At 39.4% G+C, this 22,892-nt stretch carries 28 protein-coding genes; 14 read left to right on the top strand and 14 right to left on the bottom strand.

Annotated features, from left to right (window positions below):
* Window position 1 precedes the first annotated feature (1 nt).
* From F3059_RS07085 to ruvX, 3 genes are read right to left on the bottom strand one after another with little or no spacing between them, the layout of a single operon-like run.
* Window positions 2-571 (bottom strand): tetratricopeptide repeat protein, encoded by a 570-nt coding sequence (locus F3059_RS07085; RefSeq protein WP_151167644.1) that lies wholly within the window; start codon window positions 569-571, stop codon window positions 2-4.
* An 11-nt stretch (window positions 572-582) separates the two neighbouring features.
* Window positions 583-1,167 carry a peptide deformylase gene (gene def, locus F3059_RS07090; RefSeq protein ID WP_151167646.1) on the bottom strand — a complete coding sequence of 195 codons (585 nt, stop codon included), beginning with the start codon at window positions 1,165-1,167 and terminating at the stop codon, window positions 583-585.
* A 9-nt stretch (window positions 1,168-1,176) separates the two neighbouring features.
* Complete coding sequence (gene ruvX / locus F3059_RS07095; protein ID WP_151167647.1) at window positions 1,177-1,590, bottom strand: Holliday junction resolvase RuvX; 414 nt, start codon at window positions 1,588-1,590, stop codon at window positions 1,177-1,179.
* 78 nt (window positions 1,591-1,668) lie between these two features.
* Between ruvX and F3059_RS07100 the strand changes: the two genes are divergently transcribed.
* From F3059_RS07100 to F3059_RS07115, 4 genes are all read left to right on the top strand, one after another.
* Window positions 1,669-2,475 (top strand): 2,3,4,5-tetrahydropyridine-2,6-dicarboxylate N-succinyltransferase, encoded by an 807-nt coding sequence (locus tag F3059_RS07100; RefSeq protein WP_151167649.1) that lies wholly within the window; start codon window positions 1,669-1,671, stop codon window positions 2,473-2,475.
* A gap of 11 nt (window positions 2,476-2,486) precedes the next feature.
* Entirely contained in the window at window positions 2,487-3,125 is a 639-nt protein-coding gene (locus F3059_RS07105; RefSeq protein WP_151167651.1) for a MarC family protein, read from the top strand.
* A complete protein-coding gene (locus F3059_RS07110) occupies window positions 3,122-4,123 on the top strand; it encodes a glycosyltransferase family 9 protein (protein ID WP_151167653.1) in 1,002 nt (333 codons plus the stop codon). Before F3059_RS07105 ends, F3059_RS07110 begins: the two co-directional genes overlap by 4 nt.
* 114 nt (window positions 4,124-4,237) lie before the next feature.
* On the top strand, window positions 4,238-5,695 hold the full coding sequence (locus F3059_RS07115; protein ID WP_151167655.1) for a TonB-dependent receptor: 1,458 nt from the start codon (window positions 4,238-4,240) through the stop codon (window positions 5,693-5,695).
* On the opposite strand, the gene F3059_RS07120 is transcribed toward F3059_RS07115, so the two are convergent.
* The gene (locus F3059_RS07120; RefSeq protein WP_151167657.1) at window positions 5,692-5,949 is read right to left on the bottom strand and encodes a hypothetical protein; all 258 of its coding nucleotides are present in this window, start codon (window positions 5,947-5,949) and stop codon (window positions 5,692-5,694) included. The genes F3059_RS07115 and F3059_RS07120 overlap by 4 nt on opposite strands.
* Complete coding sequence (yaaA, locus tag F3059_RS07125) at window positions 5,949-6,722, bottom strand: peroxide stress protein YaaA (RefSeq protein ID WP_151167659.1); 774 nt, start codon at window positions 6,720-6,722, stop codon at window positions 5,949-5,951. Before yaaA ends, F3059_RS07120 begins: the two co-directional genes overlap by 1 nt.
* Before the next feature lie 62 nt (window positions 6,723-6,784).
* On the opposite strand from yaaA, the gene F3059_RS07130 reads away from it, so the two are divergent.
* Genes F3059_RS07130 through F3059_RS07140 form a run of 3 tightly spaced genes read left to right on the top strand, consistent with a single transcriptional unit; the run spans window position 6,785 to window position 8,929 of the window.
* Window positions 6,785-7,420: a hypothetical protein gene (locus F3059_RS07130; protein ID WP_151167661.1), complete on the top strand. Its 636-nt coding sequence runs from the start codon at window positions 6,785-6,787 to the stop codon at window positions 7,418-7,420.
* Between the two features lie 19 nt (window positions 7,421-7,439).
* On the top strand, window positions 7,440-8,687 hold the full coding sequence (locus F3059_RS07135) for an Nramp family divalent metal transporter (protein ID WP_223274564.1): 1,248 nt from the start codon (window positions 7,440-7,442) through the stop codon (window positions 8,685-8,687).
* Between the two features lie 2 nt (window positions 8,688-8,689).
* A complete protein-coding gene (locus F3059_RS07140; RefSeq protein WP_223274565.1) occupies window positions 8,690-8,929 on the top strand; it encodes a 4a-hydroxytetrahydrobiopterin dehydratase in 240 nt (79 codons plus the stop codon).
* Here F3059_RS07140 and F3059_RS07145 read toward each other — a convergent pair.
* Both F3059_RS07145 and gcvT read right to left on the bottom strand, forming a co-directional pair.
* The gene (locus tag F3059_RS07145; protein ID WP_151167663.1) at window positions 8,926-9,684 is read right to left on the bottom strand and encodes a 2-phosphosulfolactate phosphatase; all 759 of its coding nucleotides are present in this window, start codon (window positions 9,682-9,684) and stop codon (window positions 8,926-8,928) included. The genes F3059_RS07140 and F3059_RS07145 overlap by 4 nt on opposite strands.
* Before the next feature lie 10 nt (window positions 9,685-9,694).
* The gene (gene gcvT, locus F3059_RS07150) at window positions 9,695-10,783 is read right to left on the bottom strand and encodes a glycine cleavage system aminomethyltransferase GcvT (protein WP_151167665.1); all 1,089 of its coding nucleotides are present in this window, start codon (window positions 10,781-10,783) and stop codon (window positions 9,695-9,697) included.
* A 113-nt stretch (window positions 10,784-10,896) separates the two neighbouring features.
* Here gcvT and F3059_RS07155 point away from each other — a divergent pair, with 113 nt between their 5' ends.
* Together F3059_RS07155 and F3059_RS07160 are read left to right on the top strand one after the other, a co-directional pair.
* Window positions 10,897-12,780: a polysaccharide biosynthesis protein gene (locus F3059_RS07155; protein WP_151167667.1), complete on the top strand. Its 1,884-nt coding sequence runs from the start codon at window positions 10,897-10,899 to the stop codon at window positions 12,778-12,780.
* Complete coding sequence (locus F3059_RS07160) at window positions 12,777-13,199, top strand: acyl-CoA thioesterase (RefSeq protein WP_151167669.1); 423 nt, start codon at window positions 12,777-12,779, stop codon at window positions 13,197-13,199. Before F3059_RS07155 ends, F3059_RS07160 begins: the two co-directional genes overlap by 4 nt.
* A gap of 2 nt (window positions 13,200-13,201) precedes the next feature.
* Here the strand turns inward: F3059_RS07160 and miaE are convergent, their stop codons facing one another.
* The 3 genes from miaE to F3059_RS07175 form a co-directional block, all read right to left on the bottom strand.
* Window positions 13,202-13,786, bottom strand: a complete 585-nt coding sequence (miaE, locus tag F3059_RS07165; protein WP_151167853.1) for a tRNA-(ms[2]io[6]A)-hydroxylase — start codon at window positions 13,784-13,786, stop codon at window positions 13,202-13,204.
* A 72-nt stretch (window positions 13,787-13,858) separates the two neighbouring features.
* A complete protein-coding gene (locus tag F3059_RS07170; RefSeq protein WP_151167671.1) occupies window positions 13,859-14,077 on the bottom strand; it encodes a hypothetical protein in 219 nt (72 codons plus the stop codon).
* Window position 14,078: 1 nt separating this feature from the next.
* Window positions 14,079-14,780 carry a DUF6962 family protein gene (locus F3059_RS07175; protein ID WP_151167673.1) on the bottom strand — a complete coding sequence of 234 codons (702 nt, stop codon included), beginning with the start codon at window positions 14,778-14,780 and terminating at the stop codon, window positions 14,079-14,081.
* A gap of 60 nt (window positions 14,781-14,840) precedes the next feature.
* Here F3059_RS07175 and F3059_RS07180 point away from each other — a divergent pair, with 60 nt between their 5' ends.
* Window positions 14,841-15,311, top strand: coding sequence for a hypothetical protein (locus tag F3059_RS07180; protein ID WP_151167675.1), 471 nt, complete (start codon window positions 14,841-14,843; stop codon window positions 15,309-15,311).
* A gap of 93 nt (window positions 15,312-15,404) precedes the next feature.
* Window positions 15,405-15,737, top strand: coding sequence for a tetratricopeptide repeat protein (locus F3059_RS07185; RefSeq protein WP_151167677.1), 333 nt, complete (start codon window positions 15,405-15,407; stop codon window positions 15,735-15,737).
* 2 nt (window positions 15,738-15,739) lie between these two features.
* Here the strand turns inward: F3059_RS07185 and F3059_RS07190 are convergent, their stop codons facing one another.
* The gene (locus F3059_RS07190; RefSeq protein WP_151167679.1) at window positions 15,740-16,183 is read right to left on the bottom strand and encodes an SRPBCC family protein; all 444 of its coding nucleotides are present in this window, start codon (window positions 16,181-16,183) and stop codon (window positions 15,740-15,742) included.
* A 97-nt stretch (window positions 16,184-16,280) separates the two neighbouring features.
* On the opposite strand from F3059_RS07190, the gene F3059_RS07195 reads away from it, so the two are divergent.
* A complete protein-coding gene (locus F3059_RS07195; RefSeq protein ID WP_151167681.1) occupies window positions 16,281-17,309 on the top strand; it encodes an AI-2E family transporter in 1,029 nt (342 codons plus the stop codon).
* Between the two features lie 57 nt (window positions 17,310-17,366).
* Here F3059_RS07195 and F3059_RS07200 read toward each other — a convergent pair whose 3' ends face one another.
* Window positions 17,367-18,704: a rhodanese-like domain-containing protein gene (locus tag F3059_RS07200; protein ID WP_151167683.1), complete on the bottom strand. Its 1,338-nt coding sequence runs from the start codon at window positions 18,702-18,704 to the stop codon at window positions 17,367-17,369.
* 238 nt (window positions 18,705-18,942) lie between these two features.
* Between F3059_RS07200 and F3059_RS07205 the strand changes: the two genes are divergently transcribed.
* On the top strand, window positions 18,943-20,046 hold the full coding sequence (locus F3059_RS07205; RefSeq protein WP_151167685.1) for a fatty acid desaturase family protein: 1,104 nt from the start codon (window positions 18,943-18,945) through the stop codon (window positions 20,044-20,046).
* A gap of 266 nt (window positions 20,047-20,312) precedes the next feature.
* Window positions 20,313-21,020: an inorganic pyrophosphatase gene (locus tag F3059_RS07210; protein ID WP_151167687.1), complete on the top strand. Its 708-nt coding sequence runs from the start codon at window positions 20,313-20,315 to the stop codon at window positions 21,018-21,020.
* On the opposite strand, the gene F3059_RS07215 is transcribed toward F3059_RS07210, so the two are convergent.
* Both F3059_RS07215 and F3059_RS07220 read right to left on the bottom strand, forming a co-directional pair.
* Window positions 21,013-21,489: a DUF6495 family protein gene (locus tag F3059_RS07215; RefSeq protein WP_151167689.1), complete on the bottom strand. Its 477-nt coding sequence runs from the start codon at window positions 21,487-21,489 to the stop codon at window positions 21,013-21,015. The two genes, F3059_RS07210 and F3059_RS07215, sit on opposite strands and share 8 nt — an antisense overlap.
* Before the next feature lie 57 nt (window positions 21,490-21,546).
* Window positions 21,547-22,887, bottom strand: a complete 1,341-nt coding sequence (locus F3059_RS07220) for an NfeD family protein (RefSeq protein ID WP_151167691.1) — start codon at window positions 22,885-22,887, stop codon at window positions 21,547-21,549.
* Window positions 22,888-22,892 lie beyond the last annotated feature (5 nt).

Consider the following 22,892-nt stretch of genomic DNA (forward strand, 5'->3'; position numbering starts at 1 on the left):
ATCAACTCGCCTTGTTCTCAGCCTTGTTTTTAGCTTCAAACTCCTCGATCAATTCTTCATCTGTCTTTCCCAAATGCTGGATAGCAACTCTGGCCTCCTGAGCAAAAACGTGATCAGGATAATTATCAATTACCTTTTCGTAATACTCTTTAGCTCTCCCCTTTTGATTCATGTGGTAATCGTAAACAAAGCCAGTCATGTAAACTGTTTCAGGAACTTTAATCCAGTCGCTGTAATGCTTTGCAATCCTATTAAACGTCCCCACAGCTCTATCATAATTTTTGATCGTAATGAATACGTTGGCAGATTTAAAAAGCATTTCAGGAGCGAGAGAATCCTGAGGATAAGCATCAGCATAAGATTTCAAAACTTTAGCCAATCTCTCTGCTCTACCTTCATAATTGTTTTCGGGATTTTTCTCCAGGTCCTTCTCTATCTTAGAAATCTCAGTGAGCATTTCTTCTTTAGACATCGGTTCCTTTTCAGTCTTTTCTTTTTTACTGTCAGATCCACCATTACCGCAGGCGAAAGTGAAAGCAGCTAAAACAAACAGGATTAGTATTCTTTTCATAAAAATTCAATTTATCGTTTTAATGCGGGAAATTTCATTCTATAATCAACATTGACAGCACCTTTTGAAATGTTACTCAATTTTTTCTTGAGCACACGTTTTTTCAAAGGATTCACATAATCGGTGAAGAGAATGCCCTCAATGTGATCGTATTCATGCTGAATAACGCGAGCAATTACTCCTGAGTATGTTTCTTCTAAAAGTTCCCAGTTTTCATCGTAATACTCGATCGTAATTTCAGGCTTTCGGGAAACATCTTCGTGAATTCCGGGAATACTGAGACAACCTTCCTGAAAATTCCAGGGCTTTCCTTCTTCTTCAAGAATAATGGGATTGATGAATACCTTTTTGAAACTCTCGAGTTGTTTCCGCTCTTCATCAGGCAGATCTTCATCTTCAGCAAAAGGAGAAGCATCGACCACAAAAAGCCTAATCGATTTCCCAATTTGAGGAGCGGCCAATCCAACACCATTAGCGTTGTACATCGTTTCAAACATATTCTCGATAAGCTCATCGAGCTTTGGATAGTCATCTTCAATATCTTCAGCAACCTTCTTCAATACAGGATCGCCATAAGCAACAATCGGTAGAATCATAATTTCTTTTTAAAGAGTATGTCCCAAATAGGACTGCAAAATTAACGTAGCACTCACCTTATCCACAAGTTCTTTTTCTCTTCTCTTCTTTTTCTTCACTCCGCCCTGCACCATCGACTGCATGGCCATTTTCGAGGTAAAGCGCTCATCCTCCCTCTCAACGTTGATTTTAGGAAAACGTTTTTCCACACCGCGAATAAAAACTTTTATCTGCTCCTCCACTGCTGATGGTTCATCATTCATTCTCTTTGGCTCACCAATAACGAGCGTTTCAACATCTTCATTAGTCAAATATTCCTTGAGAAATTTAAAAATATTTTCGGTCAGAACCGTGTCCAGCCCGTTGGCAGATATCTGAAGTGTATCCGTCACCGCAATACCGCATCTCTTCTTCCCGTAATCAATAGCCATTATTCGCGCCATTTGCCAAAAATATTCAAACCTTCGTAAAATGTTGTACACAATTGCGAAATACTACATTTGCAAAAATTTGAAAGCTCCATGAGGGAAATAATAGAAAAAGCGTGGGAAGATCGTTCCCTGTTAAAAGACAAAGAAACAGTTAAAACCATTGAAAAAGTCATTGAATCGATAGACGCAGGTGAACTGCGTTGTGCTGAGCCAACAGGTGACGGCTGGAAAGTCAATGAATGGGTTAAAAAAGCTGTTGTGCTCTATTTCCCAACTCGCGAAATGGAAACAATTGAAGTGGGACCATTTGAGTTTCACGACAAAATGAAGCTCAAAAAAGACTACAAAAAAAGAGGTGTGCGCGTAGTTCCGCACGCAATTGCTCGTTATGGAGCTTATATATCGAGCAACGTTGTCATGATGCCCAGCTATGTCAATATAGGTGCTTATGTCGATAGCGGCTCTATGGTAGACACATGGGCTACAGTTGGTAGTTGTGCTCAAATTGGTAAGAATGTACACTTATCGGGCGGAGTTGGAATAGGTGGCGTTTTGGAACCACTCCAGGCAAGTCCGGTTATTATTGAAGACAACGCTTTTATAGGATCTAGAAGCATTGTAGTTGAAGGAGTTAAAGTTGAAAAAGAAGCTGTTCTAGGTGCAAATGTGGTTCTGACCAAGAGCACGCGAATTATTGATGTTTCAGGAGATGAGCCAATTGAATACAAAGGTTATGTTCCGGCTCGCTCAGTGGTAATCCCGGGAAGCGTGACCAAAAAATTCCAGGCCGGGGAATACAATGTTCCAGTGGCTCTGATCATTGGAAAACGAAAAGAGAGTACAGATAAGAAAACCTCATTGAACAACGCACTCCGCGACCACGATGTAGCGGTTTAAATTTTGACCTTATGAACGAAACCTTGTCATTTGGATTGATGGCTTTTACGTCATTTTTCACCCTTCTCAATCCGCTGGGGACAATGCCTGTTTTCCTCACAATGACAGCGAACCTCAGTCCCGAGGAAAGAACCAAAACGGCTCGTAAAGCAATCATAACGGCAATTATAACTTTAATTGCATTTTCATTCAGTGGTAAGGTGCTATTCGAGTTCTTTGGTATCTCAATCCACGCTTTTAGGGTTGTGGGCGGAATCATCTTCTTTTTGATGGGACAGGATATGTTGCAGGCTAGGTTAGCTTCAACCAAAATTAATGAAGAAGATATCAAATCTTATGTCAATGATATCTCTATCACGCCACTCGCAATCCCAATGATAGCTGGACCGGGATCCATTACAAACGGAATCATTTTAATGCAGGATGCCCACAGTGTAACCTTAAAAGTTACATTAGTCATTGTTATTATAGTTGTGTTACTTTTGACATTTGTTATCCTTTGGTCTTCAACAAAATTGGTCAAGTTTCTGGGCGAAACCGGAAACCTGGTTTTGATGAGATTAATGGGTTTAATTGTAATGGTAATCGCAGTAGAATTCCTTTTTTCAGGTCTCTCTCCAATGATTAGAGAGATGCTCGACCTACAATGAAAACACATCCTAAAATACTAGTCATTCAAACTGCTTTCATAGGCGATGCAATTTTAGCGAGTTCAGTATTGGAGACCATTCATAAGTGCCTGCCAAAAGCACAAATTCATTTACTTGTTAGAAAAGGCAACGACTCTCTTTACAATGACCATCCATTTTTATCAAAACTCCACGTTTGGGATAAAACAATAAAGAAGTACAAGAACCTTAAGCGTATTTTATCTACGGTCAGAGCCGAAAAGTATGACACCGTTATCAACCTCCAGCGATTTGGTGCTACCGGCTTGCTGACTGCTTTTTCAGGAGCAAAGGAGAAAATTGGATTTTCGAAAAACCCTTTCTCTGTGTTTTTCACAAAAAAATATGATCACCAAATTGGAGATGGCACGCACGAAATAGAGCGGAATCATCAATTGATAAAACCTTTCACTCAGGAGAAGCCTGAAAAGCCTAAGCTCTACCCCAATCAAGGTGAATTAAAGAAAATTGGACCACTCCAGAGAGAAAAATACATCACTTTATCACCAACATCTGTTTGGTTCACCAAACAATGGAGTGCTGATAAATGGAGCGCATTGATCGATGCTATACCATCTAGTTACAAAGTTTATTTATTAGGATCACCTGCTGATCACAACGCCTGTGAAAAGATCATCGAAACCACACTACACCGAAATGTTCAGGTCTTGGCCGGTAAGCTGAGTCTGCTCGAATCTGCTGCACTCATGGCAAATGCAGAAATGAACTATTGTAACGACTCTGCTCCAATGCATTTGGCAAGTGCAATGAATGCTCCAACAACAGCTGTTTTCTGCAGCACTGTACCTGCTTTTGGTTTTGGTCCGCTCAGCGATAATTCGCACATCGTTGAAACTGAAGAAAAACTGACGTGCCGGCCATGCGGACTGCACGGCCACAAAGCGTGCCCAGAAGGTCACTTTAAATGCTCAAAGACAATTTCTATTCGGCAAGCTCTTAAACCGATTGAAAAAGGTTAACATAGCAAGTTGGATATTTTTTTGAGATTCTTCTGCTCCCTTATGAACTTTGTGTACCTTTCGATCGTTAAGAATTCAAAGAGAATCTAACATAAGAGATTAACACACAACAAAATGAGTGATTTCAGAAAACTCACCATAAGAGAGAAAGCGCTCAAGATCAACCTGGATCCTGAAATCTATGGTTCTTTCTCTGAAATTGGTGCCGGACAAGAAGTCGCAGGTACTTTTTTTCACGCTGGAGCATCTTCAGGAACTATTGCGCTAAGTCAGTCTGCTTATGACATGAAAATAAGCGACTCTATTTATGGTGAAAGTCCGCGTTACGTAAGTGCGCAACGACTAAAAGCAATGCTCGTCAAAGATTACGACAATATTTGTTCTAAGCTCGATGAGCGAAAAGATAACTCGAAGTTTTTCGCTTTTTCCAACACGATTGAAACGTTAAACTTTTACAAAACTAACCAGGGACACGGCTGGCTGGGACTTAGATTTCAACTGAGTCCAGATTCAGAACCAAATACCTGTGTACTTCACTGTCAACTCAATGACAACGATACACTACTCCAACAAAAAGCAGTTGGAAGACTTGGTGTTAACCTGGTTTATTCGTGTTATTACCATCACGACAATAAAGAAGATTTCCTCAAATCTTTAATGGACAGTATTGCGACCGGTCGTGTTGAAATTGACATGTTCAACATGGAAGGCCCTGATTTCAAAGACTGGGACAATCGTCTCATATCATTGAAATTAGTGAAAATGGGCTTAACTCCAGCTGCGATGTTTGGTCCGGATGGTAATAATTTACAAGCATCAGAAGTTCTTTACAAAAAGAATATTCTCGTGTTGAGAGGTCGTTTTCGTCCTCCAACTCTCGTGAATGTCGATATGTTTATGAGTGCTTATCGACAATTCAAAAAAGAAAAAGATGTAGATAAGGAAAACCTTACGGTTCTGAGTGAATTAACGCTCAACAACCTCATCAATAAGGGAGAAAAGATTGATGAAAAGGATTTCCTTGATCGCGTTGATATTTTGTGCTCGCTCGGTCAAACGGTGATTATCACCAATTTCCAGCGCTACTACAAACTTGTCACTTACCTCTCTAATATCAACAGAGAGCGTAAAATTGGTGTAATACTGGGAATCAACAATCTCAAAGCTATTTTTGACCGCAAATTCTACACTCATTTAAAGGGTGGAATTTTGGAAGCGTTTGGTATGTTGTTCGGCAGGAATGTAAAACTCTACGTTTATCCTGCCACCAATAGTGAGCACGATGGTCTTTACAATTGTGAGAATTTTGAATTACCTGATAAGCTCAAAGGTTTGTTTCAGTATTTAACAGATAACAAACAGCTAGAGGATATAACATCAGCGAATAAAAAGCTCCTCACAATATACAGCGATGATGTATTGGATATGATTAAAAATGGCCAGGAAGGTTGGGAAGAAATGGTTCCTACCAGAGTGGCTCATTTCATAAAAGAACACTGTCTTTTTGATTATCCCTGCTCCGTTGAGGAGAAAAAAGAGGCAAAAAAGAAGGAAAAAGAGCAGTACGCTTAAGTGCTGCTCTTCTTTTTTAACCTTCCGTAAGATTTTTTGAGATTATCATGTAACGCTATGTGCTCCTTAATGGCATTATCATAGAATTCATCATCGAGCATTTCTTCCAACTCTTCTACTCCTGAAAATCCATCTTTGCTAACCTTGTAAGATTGCTCAATTGAGCCACCTTCAAGTTTCACGACATACTTTTCGTTCATATCGAAAATTGTGACAGTAAAATTCTCGTTGGGTATCGTTTTTATGATTCTCATTATTGTTCTCCTCTTGAAAAAACAAGGTTATTATCTTTGGTTAAATGGTGATTGAGCGAGTATCCTTCCCACTCAAAAGTTTTTAAATACTCAGGATTATCAATTCGGTTACGAGCAATGAAAGCTGCCATTGCACCTCTGGCTTTTTTAGCGTAAAAAGCAATTACTTTGAACTTTCCATTTTTGAAATCTTTAAATTCTGGAGTGATAATTTCTGCATTTAGCTTTTTCGTATCAATTACCTTGAAGTATTCTTTACTGGCAAGGTTTATAAGATATTTATGGTCAGAACCTTTTAAATCTTCGTTTAAAAACTCCGTAGGTCTGTCAGACCAAAATTCATATAGGTTTTTAGCTTTATTCACTTTCAGTTTGGTTCCCATTTCCAATCTGTAAGGCTGAATTCGATCAAGAGGTCTCAATACTCCGTAGAGCCCGCTTAAAATGCAAATGTGTTCCTGTGCGAACTCCATTTCGCTTTCATCGAGGTTTTCAGGCTCCATTCCCTGAAAAACATCTCCTTTAAAAGCATAAACGGCCTGTTTTGAGTGATCTTTTGACGGACTTTCCTCCCACTCTTGATAGCGTTGATAATTGAGATCAGCTAGCTGACTGCTGAGATTCATTAAATCACCAATCTGCTTTCTGCTTTTTTTCTTCAACTCAGCGATCAACTTACCTGAAAATTCGGCTAGTTTAGGTTCTGACCATTGATTAATGGGAGAGTTATTTTCAAAGTCCAGAGTTTTGGAGGGAGAAAGTATTGTAATCATGCTAATTTTATTTTGCAACCAAAAACGTTTTCTTTGTATCTATTAAATCAAACCACAGGAATATGAAAAAGTTGTTTTTTACTCTGCTTCTTATCTCTTTAGGATCTTCTGTGATTGCTCAAAATTACTACGATTCAAATGATAAGAAAAAAGTCAACTCAGAGAAACCCTTGAATGAGTTTCCTCGAGAAAATATTATGAGTATTGAGCCAGTTTCTTTTTTTATAGGTGGTTTTGTAATGGGATATGAGAGATTTTTAACAAATACCTCATCTCTTAAATTTAGAGCTGGATACTACTACCGTGAAGATGCCGGTATTTACAATGGCTACAATTATTTTGAGGGATTTAATTTAAAAGTGAACTTTAAAAAGTACATCAATGATGTGCATGAAAATGAGAGCACTATCTATATTTCCCCATATGCACTTTACAAGCAAATAACACTCGAAGAAAATAATATGGGACAGTTGGCTGTTCCTGTTACAAGGGAAGCAAGCACGGCTTCTGTAGGGGTTATGGTTGGTACTATAATTGGCATTAGCGAAACTCCTTTTTTCATTGATGTTGCATTAGGTGGAGGTATGTTTTTCCCTATCGCATCCGGTAGTCATGATGAAGCCCACTTGGGTTTTGTCAATCATTACAAAAAAGGTGTTGGTCCTCAATTAGATTTCGCATTTGGTTACTCTTTCTAGAAATACCTAATTTCACCACGTGATTAAAAGAGGTGAAATTTTCAAGACAATTGGTCCCGGTTTGCTATATGCCGGAGCTGCAATTGGTGTTTCACATCTCGTACAATCGACAAGAGCGGGTGCATCTTACGGTATAGCGCTTCTCGGGATTGTTATTGTTACCAATATAATCAAATATCCATTTTTTGAATATGGCCCTCGCTACGCAGCAGCCACGGGTAACAACTTACTCGATGGTTACGAAAAGCTGGGCAAATGGACATTGGTTCTCTTTGCTATTATTACGGTCGGAACCATGTTTACGGTGCAGGCAGCCATTACAGTTGTCACAGCCGGACTGGCTCAGGAAATAATCGGTGTTGACCTCCCTGCCTGGCAATGGAGTGTCTCCGTTCTCATTCTATGTGCCGTTATTTTATTCCGGGACTCTTACAAGCTGCTTGATAAAGTCATGCGGTACATCATAATACTTCTCACGATTGCAACGGTAACAGCTTTAGTAGGAGCGTTCGTGAGTCCACAAGGCGAAAGCTCTATTACTAAGCCTGCTTTTGATTGGCAAAATCATACAGATTTATTTTTTCTCATTGCACTTATCGGTTGGATGCCGGCTCCATTTGATATTAGTGTGTGGCACTCGATTTGGTCAATTGAGAAGAATAAAAAAATGAGCAAAACGCAGCGGGTAAAAGCTGCACGTACAGACTTCCATGTCGGTTACTGGGGTACAACTTTTTTGGCTATCTGTTTTATGTTGCTTGGCGCTAAAGTACTGTACACGTCTGATGTTACACTTTCTTCATCCGGATCTGAATTTGCCGCTCAACTGATCTCTATTTACACTGAAACGCTGGGAGACTGGAGTTACCCGATCATTGGAACTGCGGCTCTGACCACTATGTTTAGCACTTCTTTAACCGTGATGGACGGATTTACTAGAGTGATGGTTCCACTTTCGAATAAACTCGTGAATCAAAAACAACTAAAACATAAAGCTCATTACAGATTTTGGTTGATAATACTTGTTTTGGGAGCTGCTCAAATTGTGATTTTCTTCGTGACTAACATGCATTCACTTGTCGATTTGGCAACAACAATTTCCTTTGTTACTGCTCCAATCATTGCTATACTGAACTACAGTGTTATTAATTCAAAGGATGTTAAAAAACATTTGAGACCAAAACTTATTACACGAATAATAAGCATCGTTGGAATATTATTGCTCTCAGGTTTTGCTGTCTACTTCTTATTTCTCAAATTTAGCTGAAAATGAAAGTTATGTGGAAAGAAGAAAACAATAAACTAGTTCTCGAAAAGCAATTTGAAAATTTCAATGAAGCATGGAGGTTTTTAAACGGTGTAGCTCTTCTTGCAGAGCAAAACCAACACCATCCCACAATTCAAAATACATTCAATAATGTGAAGTTAGAACTCACTACACATGACAGTGGGAATACAATTACGGATAAAGATCGTGATTTAGCTTCAAAGATCGAAAAGCTATTCTAGTCCTCAGCTGTTTCAGCTGCCAGGCGAAGTTCCTCAAGGACCTGATCGTTCATTGGAACTAAACTACCTTCATGCAAGACAGGTATAATCTCTGTGTTATCCATTGACAGGCAGTAGCGGATATCTTCTTTTAGGTTGAGTTTTTTGAGTCTTCTCCTATGTGAAGAATTCATCAAAAACTTATAAGGGTCGTCTTTAGCTAAATTGTAAAGGTATTTAGCAGAAAGTGCTGAATCTTCAGTGAGAGAAACGGTTCCCATTTGCTCAAGTCTCTCCGTCAAAGCTCCTGCAAATAAAGTATCCTCCAGATTATAACGTCCTTTCCAGCCTGAGCAAAGTATTAGAATATCCCGCTCTTGTTGTGATAGCCAGTTTGCTAGTGCAGTGAAGTTTGTAAAAGCTCCTACCACGACCTGGAATGAATTTTTCGCCATATTGATCGCCTTTGTACCGTTAGTTGTGGTTAAAACAACACTGCGATCTTCCAGTTCATTCATGTAGCTGTAGGGAGAGTTGCCAAAATCAAATTCTTCGAGCTGCACACCATTTCGTTCAGCTCCAACTAAATACCCTTTGCTTTTATAAAAACGTGCCTCTTCTACAGTTGAAACAGGAATTACTTCTCTAGCTCCGTGATGCAAAGCCGTACAAATGGCTGAGGTAGCCCTCAAAATATCAGTAACCACCACGATATTGTCTAAATTCTCATAAACGTGATAGTTCTCAGGCGTAAAACTTACTTCAACTTTTGACATTACTTCTCCGTCACTTTTTAATGAATGGTAACTTAACCACTTCTGCTTTCAACTGTTTCTTCCTTACCTGAATATATATTTCAGATCCCGTTTTATGATGGGGAACCTTCACATATCCAAGACCAATACCCTTTTTCAAACTCGGTGACATAGTTCCTGATGTCACTTCACCCAGTTCGTTGCCGTCTGCATCAATTATCTTATATCCCTGACGTGGAATTCCTTTGTCGATCATTTGAAAAGCAGTTAGCTTTCTATCAACTCCGTTTTCTTTCTGTTGAGCCAATTGATCTCTGTCAATAAAGTTATTTCCATCGACAAATTTTGTTATCCAGCCTAGTTTAGCTTCAATAGGTGAGGTGCTTTCATCGATATCATTACCGTAAAGCGCCATTCCCATTTCAAGTCTCAATGTATCACGAGCTCCTAAACCGGCCATTTTCATGTCAACTTTTTGCCCCTCTTCCCAAATAGCATCAAAGAGCTTTTCAGCATCCTCATTTTTGCAGTATAGTTCAAAGCCTTTCTCACCTGTGTAACCTGTAGCAGAGATAATAACATCTTCAACTCCACCCATTTTATCAATAACAAAAGTGTAGAAAGTAACCTTCTCTAAATCTACATCCGTAATTTCCTGAAGTACTTTTATTGCGTTAGGGCCCTGAACAGCGAGAAGAGACATATCATCAGAAGCGTTGATCAATTCAGCTCCCATCGTATTGTTTTCACTAACCCAATTCCAGTCTTTTTCAATATTACTGGCATTCACTACCATTAGGTATTCTTCTTCACTTATTCGGTAAACGAGTAAATCATCAACGATTCCCCCTTTTCCGTTTGGCATACAAGTGTATTGGATCTTACCATCAGTTAGTTTGGCCACATCATTAGATGTTACTTTTTGAACCAAATCAAATGCTTTAGGACCTTTCACATAAAACTCACCCATGTGAGAAACATCAAACATCCCCACATTTTCACGAACATTAAGGTGCTCGTCAGTAAGCCCAGTGTACTGTAATGGCATATTATATCCTGCAAAAGGGACCATTTTTGCTCCCAACTCCTCGTGCTTGCCTTTTAATGCAATATTCTTCATTCCTTGCTATTCGTTTTCATTTGAGCGGTTGCAAAGATAAAATTACAATTGAATTCGCTTTGATTGAAGTGTAAAACAGCTACTTTTGTTCGAATTGTAAATAGAATAAATCTGTGAATTTACTCAAAGAAGACAAAAATGCACCGCGCTGGATAATCCTGGTCATCGATTTGGGAATAGCTCTTTTCTCAATCGTGACGGCTTATTTCCTGCGGTTTAACTTCTCAATTCCAGATACTGAATTCAATTATTTACCGGTTAGTATTGCCTTTGCTCTCGTAACAAGAGCTTTCTCATTCTACCTTTTTAAGACTTATGCCGGTATCATCAGGCACTCAGGTTTCAACGACTTTCAACGTATTTTCTTTGCCTCCATCCTCAGCACCATGATCATGGCAGCGGGTAATGTGGTTCTTTTTTACATCGAATCACAATACCTCATTCCGTTTTCAATTCTAGTAATCGATTTTTTACTCACTTTCTTCCTCATGGGAGCAATGCGGGTTTCAGTGAAATTGCTTTACCGGGAATTGGTCAGAACCAGCACTGAGCAAATTCCGGTTGTCATTTTCGGAGCTGGTGAATCAGGATTGATGACAAAGCGAGCTCTGGACAGACTTAAAGAGCAGAATTACAACATCCTGGCATTTGTTGACGACAATCCGTCAAAAATATCAAAGCGACTTGAGGGAACACTGATAATCAACGGATCTGAACTGGAAAATTTCCTCAGTAAAAACAAGGTTGAAGAATTGATCATTGCTGTTCAGAGCCTGGAGAGAAAAAGAAAGTCTGAAATCGTTGAGTGCGCTCTCAATCACAAGGTGAAGGTTCTGAACGTACCACCTGTAACTGATTGGATTAACGGAGAAATCAACGTTCAACAGATTAAAAATGTACGCATTGAAGACTTATTAGGCCGAAAACCAATACGCCTTGATCAGGAAGAAATCAGTGCCGAGTTAAAAGGTAAAAGAGTCCTCATTACAGGCGCTGCCGGCTCAATTGGCAGCGGTCTCGTTAGACAGGTTGCCCGTTTTTATCCCGAAAAAATTCTCATGCTCGATCAGGCAGAGTCACCACTTTATGAAGTTGATCTTGAAGTAAGTGAAAATTACGGAAAAGGAATAGGACACGTTTTAATAGGAGACATAAGATGCTATGACCGCATCAAGTCGATTTTTGAGGAATTCAAGCCAGAAGTTGTTTTTCATGCAGCAGCTTACAAACACGTTCCTTTGATGGAATCAGCTCCTGTGGAAGCTATTCAAACGAACATTTTGGGAACAGCAAATCTCGTTGATCTCAGTGATGAATACGGAGTGGAAAAATTCGTAATGATCTCTACCGATAAAGCTGTAAATCCCACAAATGTGATGGGTGCCTCAAAACGAATTGCCGAGATGTACGCTCAAGCAAAAAATGAGGTTGCGAATAAGACTAAATATATCACTACAAGATTTGGAAACGTTTTGGGTTCTAACGGATCTGTGATTCCAATCTTTAGAAAACAGATAGAAAAAGGCGGCCCCATAACAGTAACTCATCCTGAAATCACCCGCTTTTTCATGACGATTCCAGAAGCCTGTCAGCTCGTTTTAGAAGCCGGCATGATGGGGAATGGTGGTGAAATTTACATCTTCGATATGGGTGAACCTGTTAAGATTGTAGATCTCGCCAAAAAGATGATCAAGCTCAGCGGACTTGAAGTCAACAGAGATATTGAAATCAAATTCTCTGGTCTTAGACCGGGAGAAAAGCTTTATGAGGAACTCCTTGCTAACGAGGAAAATACTGTGAACACGCATCATCCTCAAATTATGATCGCTCAGGTACGTCCTCAGGATATTGAAAGTATTACATCGAGTTTAAAAGAACTGGAATCAAAAAGTGGCAGCTCTACTCCTGCAGAACTTGTGAAAATTATGAAAGGACTCGTTCCTGAGTTTATCAGTAAGAACTCTGAGTTTGCCAAACTGGATAACGAAAAAGTATGACATTTTACTCTCCTATTGAAATAAGATTCAGAGATCTAGATGCTTTGGGTCACGTCAATAACGCGGTTTATTTTAGTTATGTAGAACAAGCACGTATTGCCTACTTTAGGCAAATAATCGATGAAAATCACGACTGGAAGAAGTTTGGTGTTCTCATCGCCAGAAATGAGATCAACTACTACTCCCCTGTGCACATCAATGACCATCTCGAGTGCGGACTCAACCTCATCAAGCTGGGATCTAAAAGTATGGAGTATTCTTTTGAGTTCAGGATATTGAAAGATGGGAAGCAAATCAAAGCAGCAGATGGAAAATTCGTTCTGGTTTGTTTTGATCCTATTGAACAAAAGTCTGCCCCAGTTCCTGAACTGTGGAGAGAAAGGATTACAGCTTTTGAGAAGAATGACGAGCGACCTTAAAGTTATCCGTGAATACGCTCGCTTTTGCCAAACATAGCGATGACATCGCTTTCGTAATCGAGGAATTTTTGCCAGCGTTCTTCAACATCATCAGGATCGCCATATTTTTTCGCTAGCAAAAGAAACATCGAGTAATGTCCGGCCTCGCTTTTCATGAGTTCGTGGTAAAAATCTGCGAGTTCTTCATCCTGAATATTTTCGCTCAAAACCCGAAAACGTTCACAGCTACGAGCTTCTATCATCGCGGCAAACAACAACTTATCGATGAGCACATCTAAGCGTGACCTGCCACCATTTGAAAAGTACTTTTTGAGTTCATGGATGTATTCGTCTTTTCGCTCCCTCCCTAATGGAATATCACGTTTCTCCATGATTTGATGAACACGCTGAAAGTGCTCCATCTCCTCTTGTGCCAGTTCACTCATCTTTGATACTAACTCGGTGTACTCTGGAAATTGTACAATCAACGAAATAGCTGTTGAAGCAGCTTTTTGCTCACAATAAGCGTGATCTGTCAGAATTTCTTCCAGGTTTTTCTCTGCAATGTTCACCCAGCGTGGATCAGTGGGTAACCGCAATTTCAGCATCCTCTTACTCATACGGCAAAATTAAACGGGATTTGGAAAACTCCCGGCTCTGACCGTTAAAAAATGTACTTCTTACTTGTCGTTTTGGTCAGATCTGGAGGCATCATCCTGGGCCCACCTCTTTGTCAGGAAACGAAGAGCCACAAGGATAAGGCCAGCTATAATGCCAGAATAAGCTTTTGCATTACCTGCCCATGAAGGCTCCTCTGTATTGAGCAAGGTGATTCCCATAGTCAAAAAAATCACCGCCATTACTCCTATCAAATTGATGAGATTGTTCTTGAGGTTCATGCTATTTAGAATTTACAATTGATGTAGACTCCATCATGAATTTTCCTGCGAGCAAAAAATAAGGAATACTAACAGCCATGATCACGTGACTAATATCAATATGGTTGAACCAAATATCAATTGAAATTTCGGTTGCAAAAACAACTGCTGACACTGCGTTTAAAGCCAGGCCAACTACCAAAAAACGAAGTGCTTTATTAGGGACAAGCGTGAAATGACTGCGAATTAAAAGTGGCAGTGACACTCCAATTAACAAAATGACAGAGTGTATTGATATCCAAAAAAATGAGAGGCTAAAAACGGTAAGCATTGTGGCAGTAATACTCTCGATTACGATAAAACCAAAAATGAAGTTGTACAGATTGTCATTCAACACATTGCGTGTATATTTCAGTACTGCAACTGATAAAAAACTCACACTCAACAAGCTCAACAACCAACCGGGTAGTTTATACGCCAACGAGAGGTAATGCAAGAAACCATGTCCCAACAATCCACCGAGTAAAGTTCCAATTGAAAGGAAAAGAAAATGAGCTCTCAAGTATTTTTTCAGTTGATGGTACTTCACCGATTTCCCGAGATTGAGAAAAGCCCACATTGCAACTGCTGCTACCAAAATATCTGTCAGAACCGTTACAGGCTCCTCGATGCGAATATCTCCAAAGTTGATAAAAGTCAAAATCGTAATTTTAAAGCTTCGCAAGATAGCCGTTTTTCAAATGATACGAAAACGTTACTTACTTTTACGTAATCAAATGACCAAATGAGAGAACTGCACAGTCAAATAAAAAAGCTCAAAACAATATGGATTTCAATCCTTATTGTGCTCATTTTGCTCTCGCTAATTGGAGGATGGATTATCTACATCAATACCACTGCGAGTATTTCAGGCGATCCAATAAGTGATCAACTCGAGTTTAGTGTGATATCACTCGCCACAATTGGTATTTTTATCGTTTGTTTTGCTCTGCAAAAAAAGACAGAGTCTTCAACATTAGTTGATATGCAATCAATTGAAAGCGTTGTTGAGCGATTTGATGCTTACACATCAGGATTGATTGTCAAATTTGGTTGTTTTGGTGTGTCAGGTGTATGGGCAGGGATTTTATTCTTGCTCACAGCAAACCTGATTCACGCTTTTATTCTGCTTGCATCACTTCTTTTGCTACTCATTCACTTTCCCAGGAAAAAAGAAATAATGAATGTTGTTCACCAGACTTTCAATAAATCATAAAGACTGTTAACCCTTTTACCATTATGTCCTTCTTGATTGGCTATAATTGCGCATTATTCTTTACCTTTGAGACGCTAAACCTTAATAATCCCGATGAGTCACGACAGGTTAGAATTAGTTCTTGAAATGCTTGAGAAAAACCCGAATGATGTTTTTCTCAAATACGCTGCTGCCATTGAATATCGAAAAATCGATGAAGACGAAAAGGCGATAAAACACATCGAAGAATTACTCGAAATTGATCCTGAATATTTGGGAGCTTATTACACGCTCGGTCATCTTTACGAACAAAAAGATGAGATCGAAAAAGCGATCAATATTTACAAAAAGGGAAAAGCTGTTGCCAAGAAACAAAATGACCAAAAGACTATTGGCGAACTCACTGAGGCTCTCATGTTACTAGATGAGGAAGAGGAAAACTGGTAGTTTTAATCTTTTTGAGACTCGGCATAACTTTTAAAAGCTCTCATAATTTTCCGCGTCTCTTTTTTGAACATTCCGGGCATTAGCCAGCCCATCAATTTCATCATGAAATTGCTGAATAAGAATTCAGGTTTTGTTACCCACTTCGTTTTACTTTCTTCGGTTACTTCAAAGTAATTTTCTTGATTATTGACAACTCCCTGAGTTTCAAATTTAGCATGAAATGAATCGGGAAGGTTGTTTTCCTGTATTGTTTCAGTCATGGTAGTGAGCCTACTCCCCATCTCGAACTCGAGCTCAGTTTTTGAACCGTTTTTTCCGGGTAACCCACTGATGACTTTAATATCTTTGAGTCCGCTCATCCATTTCTTCATCGATTCAGGATCTGAAAACAACTCAACAGTTTTTTCTCGCGGTAAGTCAATGGTAATTTCTTCTGTGTACTTCATTGAAATTGGGTTTGTTAGCAAGCTGATCGTGGATCTGACCGATAGACTGTTACAATAGTAGGAGTTTATTTACTTTTATTCACCCAAAATTGAGCACATGACAAATCAGTTTCGCGAAAGAGTAAAAACTTACAGTCACATCAGTATTGTACTGACTTTTATTGTGGTTTTTGTAATTGCTTCTAAAGCATTTCTGATTCCACTACTCTTTTCACTTCTCCTTTCAATTGTATTAAATCCGCTATTGAGGAAATTTGAAAAGCTCAAAATCGGTCGAATATTCGCTATAATTCTGGTTTTGCTTACTGCAACAATTGTTATTGGCGGAATTATCACTTACACGATTTATCAAATGAACTTGCTGATTGAGGATTTACCTTCAATACAGAAAAAAATTACGAGTTTATTTAACTCTACAGTTCAACAAATAGAGTCTCTCATTGGTGTTGGGTACCTTCAGGATTTGAGTATTTGGGAAAATGCTTTGGGTAAAGCTGCTCCGCTTTTTTCTAATGTCATTTCCAAGGTTTCTTCTATTACGAGTATCGGTATTCAAATTCCAATTTATGTTTTCTTAATCATGCTCTACAAAGAGCGTTTTTCAGAGTTTCTTTCGCATTTATGGAAGAATAGCGACACAGCACGTGAGCGCACAAATGAATTAAAAGGAGTAATTCAAAATTACGTAACAGGCCTTTCTATTGTAATACTGATACTGGCGATATTAAACTCTGTTGGGTTGTTTATTCTGGGAATTAGATACGCGCTTTTCTTCGGCATTTTCTCCGCTATTTTAACGGTAATCCCCTATTTTGGAAATCTGATTGGCGGTTTTTTCCCATTCCTCATAGCACTTGTTACGAAAGACTCTGCCTGGTATGCAGTGGGAGTTGTTGCCGTTTATGCATTTGTTCAGTTTCTAGAAGGGAACTTCATTACGCCTAAAATAATGGGGGGAAAAATCAGTGTGAATCCGCTCGCTGCATTGGTTTCATTAATCGTGGGCGGACAAATACTCGGTATAACCGGAATTATACTGGCTATCCCTGTTCTCGGGATATTGAAAGTCACTATGCAATACAGCGAAACGCTCAAGCCTATTGTCGCGTTGATTGAAGATGATTGACACAAAAAAGGGCGCCAATAACGGCACCCTTTACTCTAAAATCAAATCAATAACTCTCTATTGAAATTCCTTCACAGCCTCACTTAGGTCGTAGACTTCAGTATTTTCTTTCAACTTACTGAGGATGCTGGCTCCAGCTGCTGAGCGATACCCTCCTGCACAGTGCACTACGACTGGTTTGTCCTTTGGAATTTCATCAAACTTTTCGCGTAAATCAGGAAGTGGGATGTTTATTGCATTGTCAAAAAACTTACCTCCTTCAACTTCTGATGCATTGCGAATATCAATTATCGTGTAATGATCAGGGTTTGATTTGAAATCATCTAAATTCAAATCACTTTCTTTCTCACTTGTATTTTTTGGGTCAACTACACCTGAAATGATATTTCCTTCATAACCGATTTTAGCTGCACGATAAATTGCAAAGTCTAGCTTTTCTTCGTTTTCGGCAACGAGATAGAACTTTTCGTTTGGTCCAACAATACTTCCCAACCAGGTTTCAAACTTGTCTTTTTCACCATTTTGAATGTTGATCGCTCCTTTTACGTGACCACTTCTAAAGCTCTCTCCATCTCTGGCATCAATGACAATTGCATCAGCCGGAATTTCGATTCCTTTTTCTCTCTTTACTGACTTCACAGCTTCATCGAGTGTTTGAGCTCCTTTTCGGTTCACTTCAACACTGTTTGGGAAATACTTTGGAATGAACTTTTGTCCATCCAAAAATGCTTCAACGAACTCTCCTTTATCCTTAATGTGGAAAGCCCAGTTGTCAGACTTTTCTTTGGCAATTGTACTGGTCAGATCCGAACTCATGTTTTTCCCACAAAGCGATCCCGGTCCGTGAGCAGGATAAACAACCGTGTTATCATCGAGATTAGAAAAAACATCATTGATCGTATCGAACATCATACCGGCAAGCTCTTTTTTACTCACCTGGATATTTCCGGCACCTTCGCGGAGATCTGGTCGGCCAACATCACCTACAAAGAGCGAATCACCGGTGAAAACCCCGTGCTGTTTGCCATCTTCATCGATGAGCAAATAACTGTTGTGGTCTGGTGAGTGGCCCGGAGTGAAAAGGGCTCTGAACGTTACGTCACCAACTTTTACTTCATCTCCATGATTCATATTCTCAAAATCGTAAGACACCCCAACTTTTTCATTGATGTAGATATCCACACCCAATTTCTCTTTTAACTCGAGATGTGAACTGATGAAATCAGCATGTGGGTGCGTTTCAAAAACAGCCACAATTTTGGCATTGTGCTTATCAGCAAAATCAATGTATGGTTTAATATCTCTGGAAGGATCTACCAGAGCAACTTCTCCGTTGCTTTCAATGGCGAATGATCCCTGAGCAAGTGCGTCATCATAAAAATGTTGTATATTCATATTATCTGTATCTTTTTATTTGTTGATACAAATTTACATTTTTGGTGAGAGCCTTACTGTAACCTTTATCACGCTGATTTTTAAACTGATTAAACTGATTCTAACATTACTGTTTTGATAAATGTTTATTAAAAAATCGTGTTTTACTCCAACATTCACATCCGTATTGCGTAATATTGGCAGCTATTAACGACAGAATAAAGCATTATTAATTAGCTTTACCTGTAACATTTTATTTATGAAATCATTGAGATTTAACCGGAAAGACAATCCGGAGTTCATCAAAGAACTACGCAAAAACGTCAATCAGTACTTCAAAGACAACAACATTTCAAAGCACGCAAATCTGGCCATGGTAATAAAGACTTTATTCATGGTGAGTCTTTATTTTACACCTTTAGTGCTCATGCTTACCGGAGTGGTAACTTCTTTTTGGGGCACAATAGCCATGTGGACAATCATGGGATTTGGTATGGCAGGTATTGGCTTGTCTGTAATGCACGATGCTAATCACGGTGCATATTCAAACAAAAAATGGGTCAACAAATTATTGGGCTTTTTGGCTAACTTCCTCGGTGCTTACCACATCAACTGGAAAATTCAACACAATGTTCTTCACCACTCGTTCACAAATGTTGATGGTATGGATGACGATATTGCCAATCCGGTTATGCGATTCTCTCCTCAGCAAAAAAAGAAGTGGATATTTAGGTTCCAGGCTTTTTATGCTCCATTCTTCTATTCCATTATGACTTTATACTGGTTTTTAGGAAAAGACTTTGTGCAATTAATTCGCTACAAAAAAGAAGACTTGCTGGTAAGAGAAGGAATGACCTTTAAAAAGGCTCTATCTCATCTTATAATTAATAAATCGTGGTATATTGCTTTAACAATAGCGCTGCCTATTATTTTAATCGATCTACCCTGGTGGCAAATTATGATTGGCTTTGTATTCATGCAAATGATTTGTGGATTACTCTTAGCTCTTATTTTCCAAACAGCTCACGTTATTGAAGAAACAAGCTTTTTTGAGCCTGCTCAAAGCGGAACAAGCATGGAAAACAACTGGGCTATCCACCAGCTTAAAACGACAGCAAACTTCGCTCACAAGAGTGTTTTACTGTCATGGTTTATTGGAGGTTTGAATTATCAAATTGAACACCACCTATTCCCTAATATTTGTCACATTCATTACAAACGCATTTCAGAGATTGTGAAAAAAACTGCTGAGGATTTTAATATTCCTTATTACCAACACACAACTTTTGCGCACGCATTGAAAAGTCACTTCTCAATGCTCAATTCATTAGGAACTGGTAGCTATGACAAAAAAGTAGCTTAGCTTTAGATCAATATAATTTTCATCGAAAGGGTTTGACATATGGTCAGACCCTTTTTTTGTTTCGTTTTCTTTGCGAAATGATGTACGACCCTCTTGAACCATCAAGTTCACTCTTAACAATCACATCACAACTAAAGCCTTCATTTTAGCTATTTTTCACTAATTTTGCATCCTTTTTAAACGAAAGTTTTTCTCAAAGCTTTCAACTAATCGATAATCTGGATTTGATATTTAGAGCTTTCAGAGTTCTGTAACGACATATTATTATGGAAGAAAAGATTAAGAATTACCTCAAAAAAATTAGCATGCGCTACAAAGCGCATCCATGGCACGGTGTAGATTTAGGAGATGAAGTGCCAAACCGCGTAACCGCTTTTATTGAAGTTGTACCATCTGATACTGTAAAGTACGAAGTAGACAAAGACTCGGGCTTCATGACCATTGACCGCCCTCAAAAATTCTCGAATATTATGCCGGCTATGTACGGTTTCCTACCGAGAACTTATTGTGGCGATAAAGTAGCTCAACACTGCATGGATAAAACAGATCTGACCGATATTGTTGGTGATGGCGATCCTTTAGACATTTGTGTTTTAAGCGAAAAAGAAGTAACGCACGGAAATATCCTTGCACAAGCTATCCCGATCGGTGGTTTTCGCATGATTGACGGTGGTGAGGCTGACGATAAAATTATCGCGGTTCTTAAAGACGATTCTATTTACGGTCACATGCGCGATATCAGTGAATTACCGGAAAAAGTGTCGAACAGATTGAAACACTACTTCCTCACGTACAAGGCGATGCCCGGTGATGAAAGTTATGATGTTAAAATTACTGATCGCTACAATGCTGAAGAAGCTAAGGAGATCATTAAGCTGAGTCAAAAGGATTACGAAGCGGAATACGAGCTAATTACTCGTGACAGAGCTCGTGAAATGCTCAGCGAAGTATTATCGAAAGTTCAATTTAGCTAATCCAATCGTGGAGTAGCTCATAATTATCTTTAGAAGCAGGGAATGTACCGCTTTCAAGAACAGCGTACATTTCCTGTTCTCTACTTTTATCAAACTCTTTCTCTGCCCTGTATATCTTAAGATGGTCGTGAATCAATGCATCGCCCAGTACAGTCGTGATGTTTTCATTGGTAAACGCTTCAGGTGCATCCTGAGTCAGTTTTACGACAATCAACTCTACGCTGTCATCACTGAAGTAATACGTGCGGAATTCCTTGGGAGTGATCTTTTCCAAACACGGGCTATTTCCCAAAATATTATCGAAAACGTAGTCACTAAATAGCTCAATTAGATAGCGAGCTTTAGAAGGCTCTTTTCTCTGAATCTCAGCCCAGCGATCCTCATCGACTGAGTTTTTTGCCAAAAAACGGTTGAACTGCTTTTCAAACTTTGTCAGCTCATGATCTGTAAGTTTCCGGTATTTTAACATAGCGCGTGATTTTGGCCCTGTTAATATACAACTTTTTTCTATTGCGTGTCAGATCCACTATTTGGTTCTGACTCTAACCTGAGCTCCCTGAGTCGATACAACTTCGATCTCTACACCCTCAGCGATATAACCTTCAATTGAAAATGCATCGAAATACGCATTATCTATTTTCACCTTTCCGCCAGGTCGAAGCTCTGTGTAAGTTGTTCCTGTTTTACCAGTAAGCGTAGCATTTACATCTTTATTGCTCACAAAGCCTTCGCTTTTTTGCTGTGTAGAGGATAGTACGATCTTTTTGAGTGGCCCTGTATTGAGCAATTTAGTACCAAAGAAAAGAGCAAACAAGAGTGAAGCCGTAATTGCCACGAGAACAGTAGCCAAAGAACCGAGGAAGTTATTTGGACTAACTCCCGAAAAATCAAAACCAACATTCCCGATCATGCTAAAGACCAATCCGCCAACTATGCAAATGATTCCGCCAATTCCAGCAACACCAAATCCCGGAATCACAAAAACCTCAAGTGCCAATAACACCAGTCCGACTACAAACAGCAAAATTTCCCAGTTATCAGCCAGTCCTTCCAGGTAATACGGAGCAAAGAACATCAACGCTGCTCCTATTGATGCGAGAATTGGAAAACCTAATCCGGGTGTTTGTAGCTCGAAGTAAATTCCACCAATGATAATAAGGATCAGAACGCCACTAATAGCAGGGTTAATTAACCACCCGATAATTTTATCGATTGTGGTGGGTTTGTATTTCTTTGTCTCAAAGTTTGTGATTTCAAGATAGCGCAAGGCGTTGGGAATTGTACGCATTTCTGCTTCGCAAAAGCCGTTTTCGATAGCCGCTGATGTGGTAAAAGTTAACACTTTGCCACTGTCGCTAACTCCTTTTATATATTTATCAGGATCTACCATCGCCTCAGCCATATCGGGGTCGCGGCCTGTTTCTTCAGCTGTAGCGCGCATTTTGTTGCGCATGTAGCTCTGGTATTTATCAGGAACGGGTTTTCCGGATTGATCCACAACAGTAGCGGCTCCAATAGTTGATCCGGGTTGCATGAATATTTTGTCACAAGCAATCGAAATTAAAGCTCCGGCTGATGCTGCGTTATTTTCAACGAGGACATAAACCGGTTTAGGGCTGTTGAGAATTTTGGTTCTGATCGAGTCTGCCATATCGACCTGACCGCCATACGTGTTGAGATTGAGAAAAATAATATCGGCATCCCACTCATCAGCTTCTCTGAACGCTTCTTGTGTTATTCTCCACGATGGCGGAGCGATAGCTTCGTGAATATCGAAGATGTAGACACGCGTTGCGGTATCGGCTTGTTCGGCTCTGACCGTAAAAAGTGATAAAAAGAATATAAAAAACAGAAATATGTTGCGCATGGTAA

Origin of the sequence: Salibacter halophilus (assembly GCF_008806325.1) — a bacterium.
GTDB classification, from domain to species: domain Bacteria; phylum Bacteroidota; class Bacteroidia; order Flavobacteriales_G; family Salibacteraceae; genus Salibacter; species Salibacter halophilus.